Origin of the sequence: Tolypothrix sp. FACHB-123 (assembly GCF_014697075.1) — a bacterium.
Taxonomy (GTDB): Bacteria; Cyanobacteriota; Cyanobacteriia; order Cyanobacteriales; family Nostocaceae; genus Aulosira.
In genome coordinates this window covers 77,174-95,214 of the sequence record NZ_JACJRE010000026.1, presented here as the reverse complement: position 1 = coordinate 95,214, position 18,041 = coordinate 77,174, and the positions used below count along the sequence as shown (strand labels likewise).

At 39.7% G+C, this 18,041-nt stretch carries 12 protein-coding genes and 1 tRNA gene; 7 read left to right on the top strand and 6 right to left on the bottom strand.

The genetic code is table 11. The features are described 5' to 3' along the window. Window positions 1-243: 243 nt before the first annotated feature. Complete coding sequence (locus H6G41_RS18120) at window positions 244-2,664, bottom strand: sucrose synthase (protein ID WP_190747574.1); 2,421 nt, start codon at window positions 2,662-2,664, stop codon at window positions 244-246. 1,045 nt (window positions 2,665-3,709) lie between these two features. On the opposite strand from H6G41_RS18120, the gene H6G41_RS18115 reads away from it, so the two are divergent. After that, window positions 3,710-5,134, top strand: a complete 1,425-nt coding sequence (locus H6G41_RS18115; protein ID WP_190747573.1) for an ABC transporter substrate-binding protein — start codon at window positions 3,710-3,712, stop codon at window positions 5,132-5,134. After that, complete coding sequence (locus tag H6G41_RS18110) at window positions 5,131-7,515, top strand: hybrid sensor histidine kinase/response regulator (protein WP_190747572.1); 2,385 nt, start codon at window positions 5,131-5,133, stop codon at window positions 7,513-7,515. Before H6G41_RS18115 ends, H6G41_RS18110 begins: the two co-directional genes overlap by 4 nt. A 100-nt stretch (window positions 7,516-7,615) precedes the next feature. Here H6G41_RS18110 and H6G41_RS18105 read toward each other — a convergent pair. Further along, window positions 7,616-7,688: transfer RNA gene (locus H6G41_RS18105), tRNA-His, on the bottom strand. Window positions 7,689-7,804: 116 nt separating this feature from the next. Here H6G41_RS18105 and H6G41_RS18100 point away from each other — a divergent pair. From H6G41_RS18100 to cobA, 4 genes are all read left to right on the top strand, one after another. Beyond that, the gene (locus H6G41_RS18100; protein WP_190747571.1) at window positions 7,805-8,185 is read left to right on the top strand and encodes a DUF4359 domain-containing protein; all 381 of its coding nucleotides are present in this window, start codon (window positions 7,805-7,807) and stop codon (window positions 8,183-8,185) included. A gap of 75 nt (window positions 8,186-8,260) precedes the next feature. Then, the gene (locus tag H6G41_RS18095) at window positions 8,261-9,637 is read left to right on the top strand and encodes a serine/threonine-protein kinase (RefSeq protein WP_190747570.1); all 1,377 of its coding nucleotides are present in this window, start codon (window positions 8,261-8,263) and stop codon (window positions 9,635-9,637) included. Window positions 9,638-10,443: 806 nt separating this feature from the next. Next, window positions 10,444-11,154 (top strand): sirohydrochlorin chelatase, encoded by a 711-nt coding sequence (locus tag H6G41_RS18090; RefSeq protein ID WP_190747569.1) that lies wholly within the window; start codon window positions 10,444-10,446, stop codon window positions 11,152-11,154. Beyond that, entirely contained in the window at window positions 11,151-11,930 is a 780-nt protein-coding gene (cobA, locus tag H6G41_RS18085) for a uroporphyrinogen-III C-methyltransferase (protein ID WP_190747568.1), read from the top strand. Before H6G41_RS18090 ends, cobA begins: the two co-directional genes overlap by 4 nt. Window positions 11,931-11,995: 65 nt before the next feature. Here the strand turns inward: cobA and H6G41_RS18080 are convergent, their stop codons facing one another. Next, window positions 11,996-12,406 carry a PleD family two-component system response regulator gene (locus H6G41_RS18080; RefSeq protein ID WP_190747567.1) on the bottom strand — a complete coding sequence of 137 codons (411 nt, stop codon included), beginning with the start codon at window positions 12,404-12,406 and terminating at the stop codon, window positions 11,996-11,998. An 82-nt stretch (window positions 12,407-12,488) separates the two neighbouring features. Further along, window positions 12,489-13,583, bottom strand: a complete 1,095-nt coding sequence (locus tag H6G41_RS18075) for a response regulator (RefSeq protein WP_190747566.1) — start codon at window positions 13,581-13,583, stop codon at window positions 12,489-12,491. Between the two features lie 1,610 nt (window positions 13,584-15,193). Here H6G41_RS18075 and H6G41_RS18070 point away from each other — a divergent pair. After that, the gene (locus tag H6G41_RS18070) at window positions 15,194-16,138 is read left to right on the top strand and encodes an RluA family pseudouridine synthase (protein ID WP_190747589.1); all 945 of its coding nucleotides are present in this window, start codon (window positions 15,194-15,196) and stop codon (window positions 16,136-16,138) included. A 35-nt stretch (window positions 16,139-16,173) separates the two neighbouring features. Here the strand turns inward: H6G41_RS18070 and H6G41_RS18065 are convergent, their stop codons facing one another. Together H6G41_RS18065 and H6G41_RS18060 are read right to left on the bottom strand one after the other, a co-directional pair. Continuing rightward, complete coding sequence (locus tag H6G41_RS18065) at window positions 16,174-16,842, bottom strand: hypothetical protein (protein ID WP_190747565.1); 669 nt, start codon at window positions 16,840-16,842, stop codon at window positions 16,174-16,176. Between the two features lie 281 nt (window positions 16,843-17,123). Further along, on the bottom strand, window positions 17,124-18,011 hold the full coding sequence (locus H6G41_RS18060) for a class I SAM-dependent methyltransferase (RefSeq protein WP_242037963.1): 888 nt from the start codon (window positions 18,009-18,011) through the stop codon (window positions 17,124-17,126). Window positions 18,012-18,041: the final 30 nt, after the last annotated feature.

The window sequence follows — 18,041 nt, the reverse complement described above, 5'->3', positions numbered from 1 at the left end:
ATGATAATTCCCTACAAATTTTTATCTTGTAGATATTATTCACCCTACTATAGGAATCCGATTTGATTTGATGAAAAGATATCCATTACATGTAGGGTTGTTGACTGTTAACCGTTGACAGTTAACAGTCAACATTCAACAGTCAAAACCAATATTTTTCACAACTGAAATAGGATTGCTATATGTGCAACTTCACATTAAATTGGTATGACAACTGACCACTGACAACTGACTATTGACCAATTAACGATACTTATGTTGCTCTAATAGTTGTTGCGCTCTGGGCTTGTAAATTAAATAGAATAAAGCCTCTATATAGCGCAGCAAATCTTCTCGATTTTCGTGAGAGGTAAAGTTCCAAAAACCATAAATTCTCGATAAAGAAAGCAACTTGTTTGTGTGAATTTTCCAGGTGTAGGTAGTGTAAACTCTCTCAATGCTTTGTTGAGAGATTTTGTGCCAATAATCTGGGTTATGTTCGCACTTAGTGACAAACTCTAAAATTTTCGTGGCTGTTTCTTCTAAGTGAGTTGGATTAATATAAAATCCATTGACTTTATCTTGAATAATTTCTAAGGGGCCGCCAAATTGGGTGGCGAAAGTTGGTATTCCGGAAATCATGGCTTCAAGAATTGTCAAACCAAATGCTTCAAATAAAGCTGGTTGGACAAATATTCCTTGACTATCGGCTATGACGCGGTATATTTCCCCAGACTCAGATTTAGATAAGCGCACGCCTAACCAGCGAATCTTACCGTGAAGATTGTATTGATCAATAATTTGGTAAAGTTTAACAATTTCGTCTTTTTCTTCGTTGTCGGAAGATTCTTCAACGCGCAATTTACCAGCTACTAAAATTAAGTTACAACGCTCTTGTAATTCTTGGTTTTTACCGAAGCATTCTGCTAAACCTGTGAGGTTTTTAATTCTATCCAAACGTGCCATTGAAAAAATAGGGCGTTTGTCTGGATCATCAAGTTTACCAAATATTTGACTGGGATCGTCTAGGGTGAAAAGCAGTTCTTTAATCCGTTGGCGATCGCTCTCTACTCTGTCTTGCTCGCGGGTATAGGGGAAATAGTAATTTTCGTTCACCCCTGGCGGTACGACATTAAACTTAGGACTGAATAATTCAATGCCATTGACTACATGGTATAAATCGGGCATTGTGAAGCATTTATATGATTCATACTGCCCTACACTATCTGGCGTACCCACAATTTCTTGGTAGGTGCTGCTAATGACAAAGTTAGCAGCATTCATGGCAATTAAATCAGCCGTAAATTGCAAGGAAAAATGATATTTATCTTCTAAATCGTTCCAGTACAAGTTACTGAATAAATATTTAGATTTTTCTAAGGCGTGAGCAATATTACACTGGGTAACTTTCATGCGCCGCGCCAAGAGGAATGCGACTAAATTACCATCAGAATAGTTACCGACAATTAAATCTGGTCTTCCTTGGAATTCTGCTTTGAGTTCTGTTTCTGCATCGATGGCGTAGGTTTCTAAATAAGGCCAAAATTCAAACCGGGAAATCCAGTTTTGTGTCATATTGGGATTAAATTCCCGCAAGGGTACGCGCAATATCCAAGCGTTTTCTGTTCCGTGAACTTTTTCTAAGCGTTGGTTACAAAGAGTACCATCACTGTTAGGAATTAAGCGGGTAAGAATAATCACTTTGGGCTGGACATTTAATCCTTCTAAACCAGCTAGAATGACATCTTCTTGGAGTTGCTTTTCTAAAGACTTAGCCTGATCGAGGACATAAACTACTTGTCCACCAGTATCGGGACGCCCTAATACTCCTTCTTGTCCAAACCAACCGTGGGGAGATACGAGGACGATTTTAAAAATCATCGGAATCCGAGAAATGAAGGCTTCTAAAGCCTGGGGATCGGGAGAATCGATCAGTTCATCGAGAATGTTTAAAGTTTCTAGGGTGCGCTGGGCTGTATTTCCCCAACCTGGCTCAAAACCCATTGATTGTAGGGTAAAGCGGAATTCTTCATAGGGTTCATCGCTGGGGCGATCGCTCACAAAGCTTAAAGCTTTCTTAACTTGTTCGGAAAGTTGTTGCTGTGATTTGATGCGATCGTTAATCAGCAGTTGCACACCATTATATTGATGTAACCGCAAGAAATTCAATAAGCTCTCTAGCCACTGTTTAGCGTCTTGTAATAATTTGCTGGAGAGATAGCGGTTAAGGAAGTTTACGCCCTTTCCGATGTTTTTGGGATCGCGAATTGTTGGCGAATAGTCATAAAACGGGCCAAAGTCTAGTTCTAGCAAGTCCCCTTCATAGGGATGGAATCTGTTGACGATGCGATCGCGCATATCTAACAATTCCTGAATAGTCATTTTATCAACTTTTAGGTCTTCTGTTAGCCGATAAATTTCTTGGCTAGCTATCTTTGGACGAATAATAAAACAGAGATTTGAGTCCTCTTGAATAATTTCTTGAGTATAGTAAATTAACTTTGCTAAATGAGAAGAATTGCGATATTCTTCAGCCTTATCATATTTTGAGCAGTATTCAGTATATGAATTAATAATATCATTACGTAAAAGGTATTTTTTTTCTTGATGGCGCAACTCGCTGATAAAGGAACGCAAATCACTCTTTTCTTCACTATTGAGAACTGTTTGGATTAATTCAGACATAGCATCTCCTTAAAACTTGCGTTACTTTACTTAAAATATCTATTGCTCAATTCTTTTAACTCTAACTAAAGGCAGAGACTTGCACATATTTTTTCTAGCTATATTCGCTCAAAGTCTTGCTATATAATGGTTTTGTGATATTTATTTTTGTTATGTTAAATTAATTTTAAATGTATTCTAGGCCTCAGAGTCAAGACAAATAAACTTTTAAGATTAGTGGCAAAGAGTCTTATTCATCAATCAATCAATCAATCTACTTTCCCTGATTGCTTTCATCAAAGTAAAATTTTATCAGGGAAAAAGGCTGAAGCTGATTTTCTAATGAGTAACCCTGATACTTAATTATTCACCCAATATGAATAGTCATTATTAGCGATAATTGCATTCAATTAAATATTGCCTCAATAAAAGTTAATGATGGTATAAACCATATCTATTTTGAGAACCATCGTTTTTCATGGCTAGTGGGAGCATCTTGCTCCCTGATGGTAGTAGCGGGCAAGACTTCGGCGTGAGTGTTCAGTTGAACGCTGCCTGCACTACTCCAGATTGCAACATGGACGAAGTTTAGCAATCTTATTTGAGATGCGAACACAAGGAAGACAAATATTTGTGACTCATTGAGGATTGCTATATGTGCCAAATTGGCGATGAGATGACAATTAGATGAACTAAGATTAAGTTTTACTATGACTAAGCACCACAACTAAAGTTAAATTAGGTTTATATTTATTACTTTTAGATAATATTTAAAAAGTCATCAAGCAGATAATAAAAGTCTCTGGAAGACGGTGAAAGGCTAGAAAAACCTTATTCCCTATACAAAAATGCAGATTAAGTTGATTGATTAGTGCAGCTTTAAAGTTAAGAAAAACACTTTTATTGTGCGCAAGGGTAAACATTTTCTAACCCAGAAAATACACAGGTTTAAGCCAGTAACTACCTTGGCAAGATAGAGTAGTAGTCTAAGATCAATTAACCTCCCAAGAAATTTTAATGCCATAATGCAGGGTTATTTTTCATTGAACCTTAATGGTAAACTGCAATGCTAACCAGGAGACAATTCAAAAAAATATCTTTTTGGAGCCTTTTTTTATCTGGTCTCAAAGGTTGTGTCAATGTAAACATCACTGATGTCAAATTGAATGCTGATGCTAGCCCGGAACTGTTTATTTTATGGGAACGTGGGTACTTATCGGTAGAAAATCAAGGCATACTTCAGTTAGTTGAACAATGGCAGCTTCATACGGGTAAGAAAGTTAATTTAAAATTGGTTTCTGATGAGTTTATTGAAAAATCATTAAAGGAAATTTTGAAAAATCCCAATAATGGCAAGGAGCCAAATATTGTATTTTCAATTACCTTTAATAAAATAATTGCACCTCTATTGGCATGGGAAGATAAGCTGTTGGATTTATCTGAGGTGATTGAGCCGATCGCGTCAAATTTTCAACCTGACGTATTACCTCAAGTACGTTATCAAAATCGAGTCCTGGGCGATCGCAGTTTTTATGCCTTACCCATTGGTCAATCAGACGCTTACATTCATTATTGGAAAAACTCCCTAGCAGAAATCGGCTATAAAGACAGCGATATTCCCCAAGAATGGCATCAATTTTGGCAATTTTGGCAAACGGCGCAAACCAAATTGCGATCGCGTCAACATCCGGAAATCTATGGATTAGGCTTGTGTATGTCTGCAAGTGGTTTCGACACCACCGCCGCTTTTCAACTGTTTTTAGATGCTTATAATGTAGCGATCGTCAATCATCAGCAAGATTTTGTCCTCGGTGATACCAAGAACCGACAGCAGTTTATTGAAGCGATTGCTGAATTTACCAACCTTTACCGCCAAGGTTATGTACCGCCAGAGGCTTTAGAGTGGTCAGGTTCAGGTAATAATAATGCATTTCTCAATCATCAAATTCTGATGACCGTCAACATGACTTTATCTATTCCCAGAAGCCAAAAATTAGAGAATAACCAATATAATCAAAGTGCGACAAAGCGCTATCGAGATATTGGCACATTAACAACATACCCCAAAAAAATAGACGGTACAACTTTGCAAGTACCTAAAGTCCTGAATCAAATTCTAGTAATTAAACATCAGCACCAATCCAAAGACACCTTAGAATTTCTGCACTATCTGCTACAACCGAATCATCTCCAGCGCTTAATTGATGGATTCAATGGGCGAATTTTGCCAACTATACCCCAACTGTTAAAAAATTCCCTGTGGCAAGATCCGCGCGATCATCATTCCGCCGCAGCGCTGACTATTTACAATCAGTCTCGCCTACCTGAATATGAAAAACTCCACCCCGTTTGGAGCCAAATTTACATCCAACAACTTTGGGCACAAATCTTTCATCGCGTGATTCAAGCAAATGCTTCGCCTACGCAAGCTGCTGATTGGGCTATTGAACAAATCCGCAATATTTGGCACAGCTTTGAGAAAAAACCATGAGCATTTGGCATATTTGGCATCGCCACAGTTTATTGTATCAGTTAGTCTATCGATTTTCGATTATTTCTTGGGTGGCAATTGGGGTAACAGCTGCTAGCGCCTCCTGGTATTCTCGCCATAATTTGCAAACAGAAGTTGTCGCTCGCTTAAACAATTCTCTAGATTTTAAGTCCCAAGAACTCAACTACTGGATTAACTTTCAATTGCGCGATGTGCTGCAACTTGCACAACAAACTGAGATTCGCGAAGCTGTACCCAAACTCATAGAAGCGCCAAATTCTCCCAGTCGCCAAGCTGCTTACAATCGCCTGAAACAATATTTACATCAAACCGCAAAAATTAAAACTAATCTGCGTAATGTTTGTATTACCAAAAATAGCGGGTTTGTGGCTTTTTGTTACCAATATCCCGGCAAAGAAAATAAATATTTACCATTGGGTCATCCTGTTACTTTCCTGACTAAAGAAAATCTCAGTTCAATTACACCTAATTTTTATTTAAACTCAGAACGCAACCCAGTTATTACAGTAGCCACGCCCTTAAAAGATCGTTCTGGGATACAGATGGGAGCGTTAGCCATCGATCTCAATATTACGGAACTCCGTCATTTATTATTAGCTAGTACCTTAAAAACAGAAACTCAAGCCTTTTATTTAGTAGGAGAATCTAACTTAAAAGCCGTTACTTTCTTAAACACAACGACGGATAAATTGCCGAATACAGCAAATTCATCTGTAAATGCACCACTGAAAAGCGAAGCTATCGATCGCGTGATCGCTCAGGAAAATGGTATGGCTTTATACCGCAATCAATATGGCGTGCCTGTAATTGGCGTGTATCGTTGGTTACCCAAATATAACTTGGGATTTATTGCTGAAATGAGTCAAGCTGAAGCCTTTGCGCCTGCTGATAGTTTAGCATTTAGCTTTTTACTGTGTGGCTGTTTAGCATCCGGGCTGTTAATGTTGGCGATTTACTTACTATCACGGCAGATTACCCAGCCAATTCTCAACATTAGCCAAGCCGCCGAACGTTTAACCCAGGGGGAATTGAATCAGTACGTGCCTGTAATTGGGCACAATGAGGTCGGTATTCTTGCTCAGACTTTTAACGCAATGGCCGAGCAATTGAAGTTAGATCGAGAAACTTTAGAACAACGGGTAGAAGAACGCACCTTTGAACTAGCTGTAGCCAAAGGACAAGCGGAATTTGCTAACCAAGCCAAAAGTGAATTTCTCGCTAATATGAGTCATGAACTGCGGACTCCCCTAAATGTAATTCTGGGCAATTGTGATTTATTGCTCGAAGGAATTTATGGAGCAGTGAACGAGCTACAAAAACAGTCAATTTTGACCGTTGAAAATAGCGGACAACATCTTTTAGCTTTAATTAATGATATTTTAGATGTTTCCAAAATCGAAGCTGGTCATTTGGAATTGGTAATTACCACAGTAGCGATCGCATATTTGTGTGAATCTAGCTTGGCATTTGTGAGGCAACAGGCACTACAAAAAGAAATTAAACTAGAAACTCGCCAAGGGAAGGATTGTGGCGAATATATTGCTGTTGACGAACTGCGGATGCGTCAGTTGTTGATTAACTTACTCACCAATGCGATTAAATTTACCCCCAGTGGTGGGCGAGTCACCCTAGATATTTATCTGGAAACAAAGACAGAAAACCAGGGGGAAAACTTGCTTTGTTTTGCCGTTAGCGATACGGGAATTGGTATTCCCGTATCTTATCAAAATAAACTTTTTCAACCGTTCGTCCAGGTAGACAGCAAACTCAACCGCCAGTATGAAGGAACTGGTTTAGGATTAACTTTGGTGAAACAAATTACCGAATTGCATGGGGGTTCAGTCAGTCTAAGCAGCGAACTAGGAAAGGGTAGTTGTTTTACAATTCGTTTACCTGCTAGCTGTTTGCAAATAGATATTTCCTTAGCGAATCCCCCAGCTACATCGGAGAATTTAACACCCAAGGAAACCGATACACCTATAACTGGGGAATATACGCCTTTGGTGTTATTGGCAGAAGATAACGAAGACAATATCACCACCATTTCCCAATACCTGATAGCTAGAGGCTTCCGGTTGTTGGTGGCTCACAATGGAGCAGAAGCGATCGCAATTGCCCAAAGCCAACATCCCGATATTATTCTCATGGACATTCAAATGCCAAGATTAGATGGATTAGAAGCGATCGCCTGCATTCGTCAAGATAGTCAAATCGCCCATATCCCCATCATCGCCCTGACCGCTTTAGCCATGTCAGGCGATCGCGATCGTTGTCTTACTGCTGGCGCTAATGATTACCTTGCCAAACCCGTCAAACTTAAACAATTGGAAACTACTATAAGGCAATTGGTTGACGGTTGACTGTTAAGCAATGCCCCATGCCCAATGCCCATGTTAGTATTGCTCACAACAGTCTATTTCTGACCAATTAGTGAGAATGTATAAGTCTATTTTTTTAGAGGGCGAACGATGGGACTCGAACCCACGAATGGTGGTACCACAAACCACTGCCTTAACCACTTGGCTACGCTCGCCATTAACTACCTGAGTATAACACGTCTGTGCTAATTTGATCCAGAGAATTTTTTTTATTGGAACGGACTCAGTTAATTTGCAGTCTGATGACCAACACAAATCATAGCTGAAAAACATGAAAACATCAACAATTATTGCATGTTTAGGAGCCGCAGCTCTAGCCGTTTTGGGAGCGATCATGGCGAAGACAAATCCGACTCAGGTGGAATATCAAGACTATGCCGTGCAACGGTTGACACAATATTTAAAAACCGATGTTTGCCAGAAAACTCAGGGTATTCTCGAAAGTTTAGTCAAGTTTAATTGTGTAAAAACTGTAGATTCGATTAACCCCCAAATGCGGGACATTATTGCCGCGACTACACAAAGACAGGATTATCTGCTATTTAGTATTTATCAAACAGACTTAAAAGTGAGTTCGTTGATACCTTCTTACAAATTTGAGACAGTAGGTGCGTTTAATAACTTTTATACCTACTCGGCACAACAGCGATAGAGTTAGATACAAGGGGAGAATCGGGAATTAGTTGGGAATACTTTTATGTAGACCCAAGGAAAGCTCTACCTTGTAATGAAACTCTGTCCTAATATTGACTGTTTATATCCCCACAATGTTGACACAGCCAGATTTTGTATTAGATGTGGTAAACAATTGTTGCTCAAAGACCGCTATCATTTGCTACATTTGATTGGACGCGGTGGTTTTGGCATAACTTTTTTAGCTGTGGATGAGCAAGATCCCACCAAATCCCATTGTGTAATTAAACAATTCTGCTGTGAAAGTGCAACGGGGAAAAGCTTTGAGAAGGCGGTAGAATTATTTCGTCAAGAAGCAGTCCGCTTGGGTGAGTTGCAGCATCCCCAAATTCCCCAACTGCTGGAATACTTTGAATTAGACACCGATTTATATTTGGTGGAAGAATGGATTCCTGGGAAGACTTTAGCAGAGGAATTAGAAACCCAAGGACTTTTTAGCGAGGCGCAAATTTGGGAAATTCTTCAGCAATTGTTACCAGTGCTGCAATTTATTCATGTCCGCCAAGTTATCCATCGGGATATTAAGCCAGCAAATATCATGCGTAGATCCGCTGTTGGGGGAACTGGGAAGGATTTGGTGTTGATTGACTTTGGTGTGGCGAAACAAATTACAGCTACAGCTTTGCTTTACACGGGGACAACGGTGGGAAGTCCCGGATATATGGCTCCGGAACAAATGCGGGGGAAAGCGCTTCCAGCCAGCGACCTTTACGGTTTAGGGGTGAGTTGTATTTACTTATTAACGGGGATTTCTCCCTTTGATTTGTTTGATGAAACGAGCGATCGCTGGGTGTGGCGCGATTATATTTTAAATAAGGATGCGGTCAGCAATCGCCTAGCCGCAATTCTCGATAAACTAGTCCAAAATTCCCTTCCTCAACGCTACAAATCGGCGGCGGAAGCCTTAGTAGCACTCAACTGCGCCATCAAACTTGAGTCTTCCCAAGCTGGGAAGCCAAAGCCAGGTGATAATTTAAAATCTCCATTTGGCGTTGATTATCATCACCTGAGAGATTTACTAGTTTTACGACAATGGCAAGCAGCAGATAAACAAACTTGGGCGCTGATGTGCCAAGCTATTAAAAAGCCTATAGGCAGTTATCTATTTACTAGCGATATTGAAAATTTTCCTTGTGAAGATTTAGAAATAATTGACGAATTGTGGAAAAAATATAGTAAAGGACGGTTTGGTTTTAGCATTCAGAAGCAAATTTATGACAGCGTAGACGGTGATTATGGCAAGTTTTGCACTGCTATTGGCTGGAATTTAGTGTTGGCTACCTCTTCTGGACAGCAATTATCCTTTCGCTTGTCAGCACCGCCAGGACATTTACCCTCTCATGCTTGGGCTGCTGGGACTCAGTTGTGGCGACATATGAGTGCGTTAAATGCAAAATTGGCGAACTGTTAAGCGATTTTAGATTTTAGATTTTAGATTTTGGATTTTAGATTAATCAATGCAGTCCTAGGATTGGGGTTGAGCTAAATTTGACATGGATAGGTATTTTTCGTAAATGCTCAGACAAAATCAATATATACGTTGATCCAATCAAATTTCGCTTAAATGAAACTTAGAAATGAGTTGAGCTAATCGATAAATGCTTATAGCTAATCGAATTACGCTTAAATAAAACTTATAAACGGGTTGAGCTAATCGAATTACGCTTAAATGAAACTTAGAAATGAGTTGAGCTAATCGATAAATGCTTATAGCTAATCGAATTACGCTTAAATAAAACTTATAAATGGGTTGAGCTAATTGAATTACGCTTAAATAAAACTTATAAATCGGTTGAGCTAATTGATTAACGCTTGTATGAAACTTATAAATGGGTTGAGCTAATCGAATTACGCTTGTGTCTAATTAATTTATTTCTGGGTTGTCGCAAAGGGCGGGGAAACCCATACGTGTTTTTTTAAGTTAAAAATAGCCTTTGTCTTAGCTTTGCTATCCGCCTGAGAATGAATGAAGAGGCTAATAGTCCAAGTAGGGGCGGGTTAAGCGAGATAGTCGTGAATTATTGGAGCATATCTGTGAACCCGCCCCTACTAAAGTAGACTCAAGATTTTGAGCATATTTAGCCATCTTTAGATGACTTTGGCTATTAGCAAGGAACTTCAGTTCCTTGCGGTAAGCGGGATTCGCGGAAAATGCGTTCGCGTACTTAATATTTAGTAACATATTATGAAGAACTACTAAAACTTCAACCCTTGCCCATGTCCTCTGCATATCTGCTGGTATCTCACGGAAGTCGCGATCCCCGTCCGGAAATTGCTATCCAGCAGTTGCTGGGGTTGATACGAGAGCAAGTAAAAGAAGATATATTTGACAGTGCTTGTTTAGAACTTCAGCCGGAACCTTTGCACGAGCAGATTAAAAAATTTGCTGTCACTGCTTTAGCTGCTGGGTACAATCGCCTCCAGGTGATACCCCTGTTTCTCGCGCCGGGAGTCCATGTGATGAAAGATGTTCCCGATGAAATAGCATTAGCACAACAAGCCCTTGGTCAAGATATGATTGTGGACTTACAACCATATATAGGCACTCACCCAAATTTAAAATGCTTACTCGCCAAGCAAATCACGCAAAAAAATACAGCTACATGGATTATTTTAGCACATGGTAGCCGTCGCCCTAGCTCTCAAGAGCAAGTAGAAGCAATGGCACAAGATTTAGGTGCAGTTGTCGCTTATTGGTCTATAACTCCGAGTTTAGAATCAAAAGTTAAAGATTTGATTGCTGTTGGTAAAAGAGAAATTGCAATTTTGCCATACTTTTTATTCCCCGGTAGCATCACTGATGCGATCGCCCAATCGATAGACACGCTAAAATTACAATTTCCCCTTGTAAATTTTTATTTAGCACCGCCCTTGGGTGCCAATACACAAGAATTAGCCCAGCTAATTTGGGATACAATTAATACATGAACGCCACAGATACGCAGGAGAACAAGTTTTTGGGAAAAGTTTATTTGTTAGGTGCGGGGCCTGGAGATCCAGGGCTAATGACGCTCAAAGGTAAAGGTCTGCTGGAATGTGCCGATGTTGTGATTTATGATGCATTGGTGAGTCCCGCAATTTTGGCGATGATTAACCCCCAAGCAGAACAAATCAATGCGGGTAAGCGGATGGGAAGACATTCGCTATTACAAGAAGATACAACCAAGCTGCTAATTGAAAAAGCTCAAGAACATGCCATAGTTGTACGCCTCAAAGGTGGCGATCCGTTTATTTTCGGTCGCGGTGGCGAGGAAATGGCAGAGTTGGTAGAAGCGGGAATTTTTGTAGAAGTTGTGCCCGGAATTACATCGGGTATCGCCGCCCCAGCCTATGCAGGTATTCCCTTAACCCATAGGCTGTATAGTTCTTCTGTAACTTTTGTAACTGGACACGAGTCAGCAGGTAAGTATAGACCGAGCATTAATTGGAGTGCGATCGCTCAAGGTTCAGAGACGATTGTAATTTACATGGGGATTCACAATTTACCTTATATTGTCGAGCAATTGACCGCCGCCGGCTTAAGTTTAGACACGCCAATTGGTTTAGTCCGTTGGGGTACGCGCCCAGATCAAGAAGAATTAATTGGCAAAATCGGCACAATAGTTGAGCAAGTCGAAAAAACCGGATTTGAAGCCCCTGCGATCGCCGTTATTGGCACAGTCGTGAACATGCACAGTATTTTATCTGACTGTCGTCCAAAGTGAGGGCAGGGGGCAGGGAGCAGGGAGCAGGGGAGATAAATTATGGACTAATGCCCAATAACCTATTGTTAAAATGTCACTATTCGTGATACAATACAATTCCACCTGGTTGCTGATTGAATTGCCCTCAGTAAATCTTCAGGAGTAAAAGGCTTAGTTAAATAAACATCGGCACCTTGTTTCCTCGCCCATAAATTATCAATTGCCTGATTTTTATTGCTACAGACAACTATTGGCACTTTTTGATGAGTTAAATGGATTTTCAAAAAGCGGCATAATTCAAAACCGCTCTTTTGTGGACTCACTACGTCGGTAACTATCGCATCTGGTTTTTCTTCTAACGCTATTTCTAAAGCCTCTTGAGCATGAGAAGCTTTAATTATTTTGTAACCCCAATCTTCGAGATAATGACTGATTATTTGCCAATCTCGCAAAGAATCTTTGATAATCAAAATTTTCCCAGCCCAAGTAATACTCAACCCTCAACCCCCCACATAAATATGTTGGCTTGGTATGGTTATACTGCTGATTTGGAAATTACACCACTTGCTTACACCATGCTTACACCATGTGCTGAAAGATTGTTTTGAGTAAATCTCCTTGGGTAAAAGGTTTGGTTAAATAACCTGAAGCTTTCACCATTTTGGCTTTGGCTCTATCAATTAACCCGGTTTTTCCCGTCACCATGATTACAGGTGTGTTTTTGAATTGTGAATGTTTTCGCAATAGGGAGCATAACTCATACCCATCTAAATTGGGCATGGTAATGTCTAATAAAATTAAGTCTGGTTTGGTGCGGAGAATTTCCATTAAAGCTTTTAAGGAATCGGTGACACCGACAACAGAAAACATTTGCTCATCCAAAAAGTTTTTGATGATATTCAATACACTGGGGCTATCATCAATGCAAAAAATTGTGTAGATTTTTTTGTCATTAGTAGGAGGAGAAACTTGTTCTACACTATGACCGCGGTTATAACCATAATTCGGCATATAGTGAGGTCTTTCTGCTACCTGAGTGCTAGGATTACTCAATGATGATGGAACTTTCACAGCAGGTTGGGATACTTTTTGGCGAGAATTTGGGGAAGAGAAATTTCCTCCTGGTGTGGATACGCGCCCAACAGATTCACCCCGATATCGTTGACATTGTTCAACTAGTAGGCGCAAATTTAAATGGCAAAATTTGGGTAAATCATCTAAAAAGCTTTCGGGAATAAATTCGTAACTACCTTCTTCTATTTGCAAAAATGATTCTAAAACTTCTAGGGCTAATTGTTCAATTAAAATTCCTGCATGGGTCGCACTGATGTACTTTTGATTGACTAACCAACAAATAGCTAGATAATCTGGATTTGGTATGGCTTGATTGTCAATTCCCGTTTCAAATATCGCACGTAACTGCTCGTCAATTTTTTGGGGAATCGTGGGAATTTGCTTACTTAAACGCTGCAAGTTCCGATAAAGCGGCTCAAACATTTTTTCGGAATAGCAAGCATATATGAGTTTACCTTCATCTATATATATTGACCAAGAACCTGATGTACTAAATACTTGTAAGCATCCGGTAACAGACTTATTAGTGATTTTTTTTAAAAGCGATAGGGGCTGAATCTTTTGAAAAAACCGATATCTACTAATAGGAAGTGTCTTCATTGGGAACGGCTCTAATATAAAAGCAATATTTGCAGTTGAATTTTGTGGAAACCCTTTCTCAGCATCACAGGGATAAAGTCACAAGCGCCTTCAGTTAAACATAGCGCTTGACAATTGCATGAGTGTAGGCAATTTGCCCAATCTCCAACTCCCCACTCCCTGTCACACTATAGTGCATTAACCTGCACTCGTGCTGAAGTAAAACAGCCATGCGATCGCAAAATAGCAAAATGGCTATACTCGTAGCTAGGAAACAGTATTCCAAAAATCAGCTTTACTTTCTGTATCTTTGGCTAATCTAGCTCAAATCGCAGTTACGCAAATCCTTACAAGTAGAGTATCGCCTTCACAGTGTGAAGCCAAATACAGCGCTACTGGTAGGAGTTTTTACGCTCTTAGATTGCAGCTAATTCAGCCTTGGCTTTAGCTCCATTTAAACTCGCCGTATTTATTGTAACTAAGTGAAGAACCAATTGATGATCCGGCTTACGTAAGTGTCTGCTAATTTCTGGTTGAGACTGTCAATATTCCATAGTCCACAGTGGACTTTTGACAACCTCCGCCTTGATTTATGAAGCCAATTGCGTAAGTCTTAAATAATTTTATTCCAGGGGGAGATTGTGGAGATTTTCTCTGTCTACTGGGATAAAATTATTACTTTTACAATAAAAGGCGACGCATTTAAACTGTACCTTGACTCACGAAAGTTATGTTCTGTGGTGACACAAAACAATAGGTAGATGATAGTTTCCGCTAAATAATGCGCAATTTAGATGCACATTAAGGCAGCGAAGATGAGTCAGTTAAAATTTTAGGCGATGTTTGTGCGAATTAGATTGTATCGTGACCGACTTGGCAGAAACTAAGTCTTTTACAAGCATTCAGCAGATTTAACTGTTATGAGAGGAAATTAGCTAATATGCATGATATTAAGTGCTAAATTCTCGAATTTATCAGGAAATTCCCAGCATTACATAGCTATTCTCAATTCAGTTTGCTACCTTTCCTGAGGCTTGTTTTCTGCATTTAATTGGTGTATCTAGATTTGATACTCCAACAACATACAAAAATTGATGTTAGTAGCGCCTACAAGGAAATTTTTGCAGTTTTTATTGATCCATAGGCTGATGTGAGAGATTAAAGGAGATTTACATAGCAAGTGGCTGAAATATAAGGTTTTTCAGCTTAATGGTAGATATTAATTAATTTGCTCAATAAAAACTAGGTTACTGCAAAATTTAGAAACTGGAACAGAAAATATGTGAAATTTATAATAAGTAAATCTGGGAAATATGAAAAAAAATTTATTTAATGATTGCTATGGGGATCTGTCAAAAATGTACAGTGAATTATCAGTTTTTAGTTATTAAAGCATATTTATGCAAGAATCCAACAACAGACAAGTTAAAATTTTTATCAGAAGTTAAATAAAATTTAGCCCTAGAAATTATAGAGAAATTATTGCTAGTTCGCTGAGGGGTGAGACACCTCATAGCTAAATAAGATTTATTAGTTATAATCGAGCGCCGAAAAAAAGCTTTGATTTGTTAGAATTAATTAACATCAACTCAACTTGCAGCACTTCAAGATAGGGGAATTAATTCAGATAAATTGTGAGCGAATTTAATTTACAAGTCCAAGCCAACAGCGAACGCCTCGATCGCTACCTTTCGCAAGAATTACCTGATTTATCACGTTCCCGAATTCAACAGTTAATTGAACAAGGTAATGTCCAACTTAATGGTACAGTTTGTACGTCCAAAAAAATTAATGTGAAAGTAGGCGATCGCATTTATTTAGAAATTCCCGCAGCCCAACCGCACCAACTGCAAGCAGAAGCTATTGCTTTAGATATTCTCTATGAAGATGACCAAATTATAATTCTCAACAAACCCGCAGGTTTAGTTGTTCATCCTGCGCCCGGTCATCCTGATGGTACCTTAGTTAATGCCTTATTAGCCCATTGTCCCAACCTCCCTGGAATTGGGGGCGTACAGCGTCCGGGAATTGTCCATCGTTTAGATAAGGATACAACAGGCGCGATCGCGATCGCCAAAACAGATATCGCCTATCAACATTTGCAAGCCCAACTCCAAGCCAAAACAGCCAGACGAGAATATTTAGGCGTAGTTTATGGTGCGCCAAAAACCGAAAGTGGTACGATAGATTTACCCGTTGGTCGTCACCGCCAAGACCGCAAAAAAATGGCTGTAGTTCCCATTGAAGAAGGCGGACGTAATGCTGTCACCCATTGGCAAATTCAAGAAAGGCTGGGAAACTATACCTTAATTCACTTCCAACTCGAAACCGGACGCACCCATCAAATCCGCGTCCACAGCGCCAAGATAGGACACCCCATAGTTGGCGACCCTGTTTATGGTTCTGGTCGTTCCGTGGGTGTAAATTTACCAGGACAAGCCTTACATGCTTGGCGACTCAAGTTACAGCATCCCCTATCAGCAAACCTCATTGAAGTTACAGCACCCCCACCGCCAACATTTTTAAAACTGCTGGAAGTTTTGCGCAGACGGGCTGATATTGGGCATGGGGCATAGGGCATTGGGCATTGGGCATTGGGCATTGAGAATAGTTATTTTTCCGCCTTATCCCCTTTCTCTTGCAGATACTCAATTTCCTGCTGAAGATTGCGGCGGGCAATTTCTTCGGCGGTTGCATACATCAAGGGGGTAAAATAAATGCGATCGCGTTGTAAAAATCGCTCTAAAACTTGCTGGCGACCTACAATATACTCAGCTTGTGGAACCCATGCATATTCTTGGCGGATGGCTGTGGCGTATTCCTGATATTGTATTGAGTCAGCAGCTAATATTGCTAAATCTGCATCGAGTAAGACTTGGCTATCAACATCATCCGCAGCCGCTTGATGGTGTTTGGTATGCAAAATCAGATTTTGAATATCAGAAATATTGTTATTTTTCAAACCTAAATTTGGCAATAATTCACCAGCATATTCTGCACTTTTTTTTTCATTATCTTTAGCAGAGGTATCATAGATTATATCATGAAACCAAGCGGCAAGTTGTACAGCTTGGAGGTTTTTAGTATAGGTTTTTAGATTATCAATAGTAATGAGAATGTGTAGAAGATGTTTGCATGTATGGTAGTAACGGTCAGGAGTAGAATAGGCTGTGATTATGTCATTAAATATTTGATTAGCAGCTATTTGATTAAATGGTAAATGTTTAATTGTTTCTTGCCAGCGAGATAATAAAATATTGTGTAAGATTTCTTGGTGCATATAGCAATCCTATCTGAATTGTGAAAATACAGCAGATTGCTAGTTGGTGAAGTACAGATTATATCGTTGATTGTAGGGGCACTGGCACTGCCATGCCCCGAAGCGCGCATTTACCTGAAATCTGCTGTATTTTTTTAATGAACCGCCAAGAACGCCAAGAACGCCAAGGATAAGAAAAAAAACTGAGAGTTGGTAAATTTCACAAATGATTTAGTATTTGTATGGTGGGTATTGCCCACCATATTTTTGAATTTTGAATTGTTATTTTCTCTTAGTATTTTTTACTTTTGAAAAGACAGAATCAAATAACGCAGGATTCCTAAGCGACTGATGATTTCAGTCACAAAGGTAGAATTTGCCGATTCTGGATTTCCTGTTTCCGTTTGCAGTCGTCTTAGCAGTGGATAGGTAGGTATAGTATTGGTAGTAATGTCTTCTTCAATGAGTGATTTAAAGCCTGTATTTTTAGCTAGTTGACGGTAATCAGAAAGGGTAAAAGTACTATCAACTTGTCCGTATGTATTACCAATTACTGGGCGCAGTACTTTTCCGCCAATCTTCATCAGGGGACTGACAAAGTCTTGGGGAACAAAGTCACAGATAGCGAGTTTTCCGCCTGGTTTGAGAACTCGCCACGCTTCCTGGAAAAAACGCTCCCGACTGGGAAAATGGAAGATACATTCAACAGCTAAGACTAAATCAAAGGAATTATCGGCAAAACTTAGCTGACAAGCATCTCCCTGGACAAATTTTATCTGGTTGTGGTTGCGGGGTTTAACTTGATCTCTCGCTCTTTCGAGTTGGCGATTGTCAATATTTACACCAGTTAGCTGTAAGTGATGGAAGCGATCGCTTAAACTGGCAATAGTCCCCCCAAAGCCACAACCACAATCTAAAATACTTTGTCCATGCGCAGCACCACCAGCATCGCAGACTTTTCTGGTTAAATTTTCTGCGGCGGTAGCAAAGTCATCAATGGAACCATCTGCTAATGCAGGATTCGCCCAATAACCCCAGTGTACATGCAGACCAAAAGCTTTGATAACTTCTGTATTTCCTTTACCAATGTCTGCTAATAACTGGTCAAAATAAGGTAGATCCACTGGCTGATTGTTAATCATGTGATTTTTCTCTAACTCTCCCCAATTTCTACCACGATTGGGTAGCATATCTGTTTGGCGATTCCTGAAGTGAACTTT

Excerpts from the sequence above, each read along its gene's own strand:
- H6G41_RS18120 (WP_190747574.1), bottom strand. The coding sequence starts at position 2,664 with ATGTCTGAATTAATCCAAACAGTTCTCAATAGTGAAGAAAAGAGTGAT.
- H6G41_RS18115 (WP_190747573.1), top strand. The coding sequence starts at position 3,710 with ATGCTAACCAGGAGACAATTCAAAAAAATATCTTTTTGGAGCCTTTTT.
- H6G41_RS18110 (WP_190747572.1), top strand. The coding sequence starts at position 5,131 with ATGAGCATTTGGCATATTTGGCATCGCCACAGTTTATTGTATCAGTTA.
- H6G41_RS18100 (WP_190747571.1), top strand. The coding sequence starts at position 7,805 with ATGAAAACATCAACAATTATTGCATGTTTAGGAGCCGCAGCTCTAGCC.
- H6G41_RS18095 (WP_190747570.1), top strand. The coding sequence starts at position 8,261 with ATGAAACTCTGTCCTAATATTGACTGTTTATATCCCCACAATGTTGAC.
- H6G41_RS18090 (WP_190747569.1), top strand. The coding sequence starts at position 10,444 with ATGTCCTCTGCATATCTGCTGGTATCTCACGGAAGTCGCGATCCCCGT.
- cobA (WP_190747568.1), top strand. The coding sequence starts at position 11,151 with ATGAACGCCACAGATACGCAGGAGAACAAGTTTTTGGGAAAAGTTTAT.
- H6G41_RS18075 (WP_190747566.1), bottom strand. The coding sequence starts at position 13,583 with ATGAAGACACTTCCTATTAGTAGATATCGGTTTTTTCAAAAGATTCAG.
- H6G41_RS18065 (WP_190747565.1), bottom strand. The coding sequence starts at position 16,842 with ATGCACCAAGAAATCTTACACAATATTTTATTATCTCGCTGGCAAGAA.
- H6G41_RS18060 (WP_242037963.1), bottom strand. The coding sequence starts at position 18,011 with ATGCTACCCAATCGTGGTAGAAATTGGGGAGAGTTAGAGAAAAATCAC.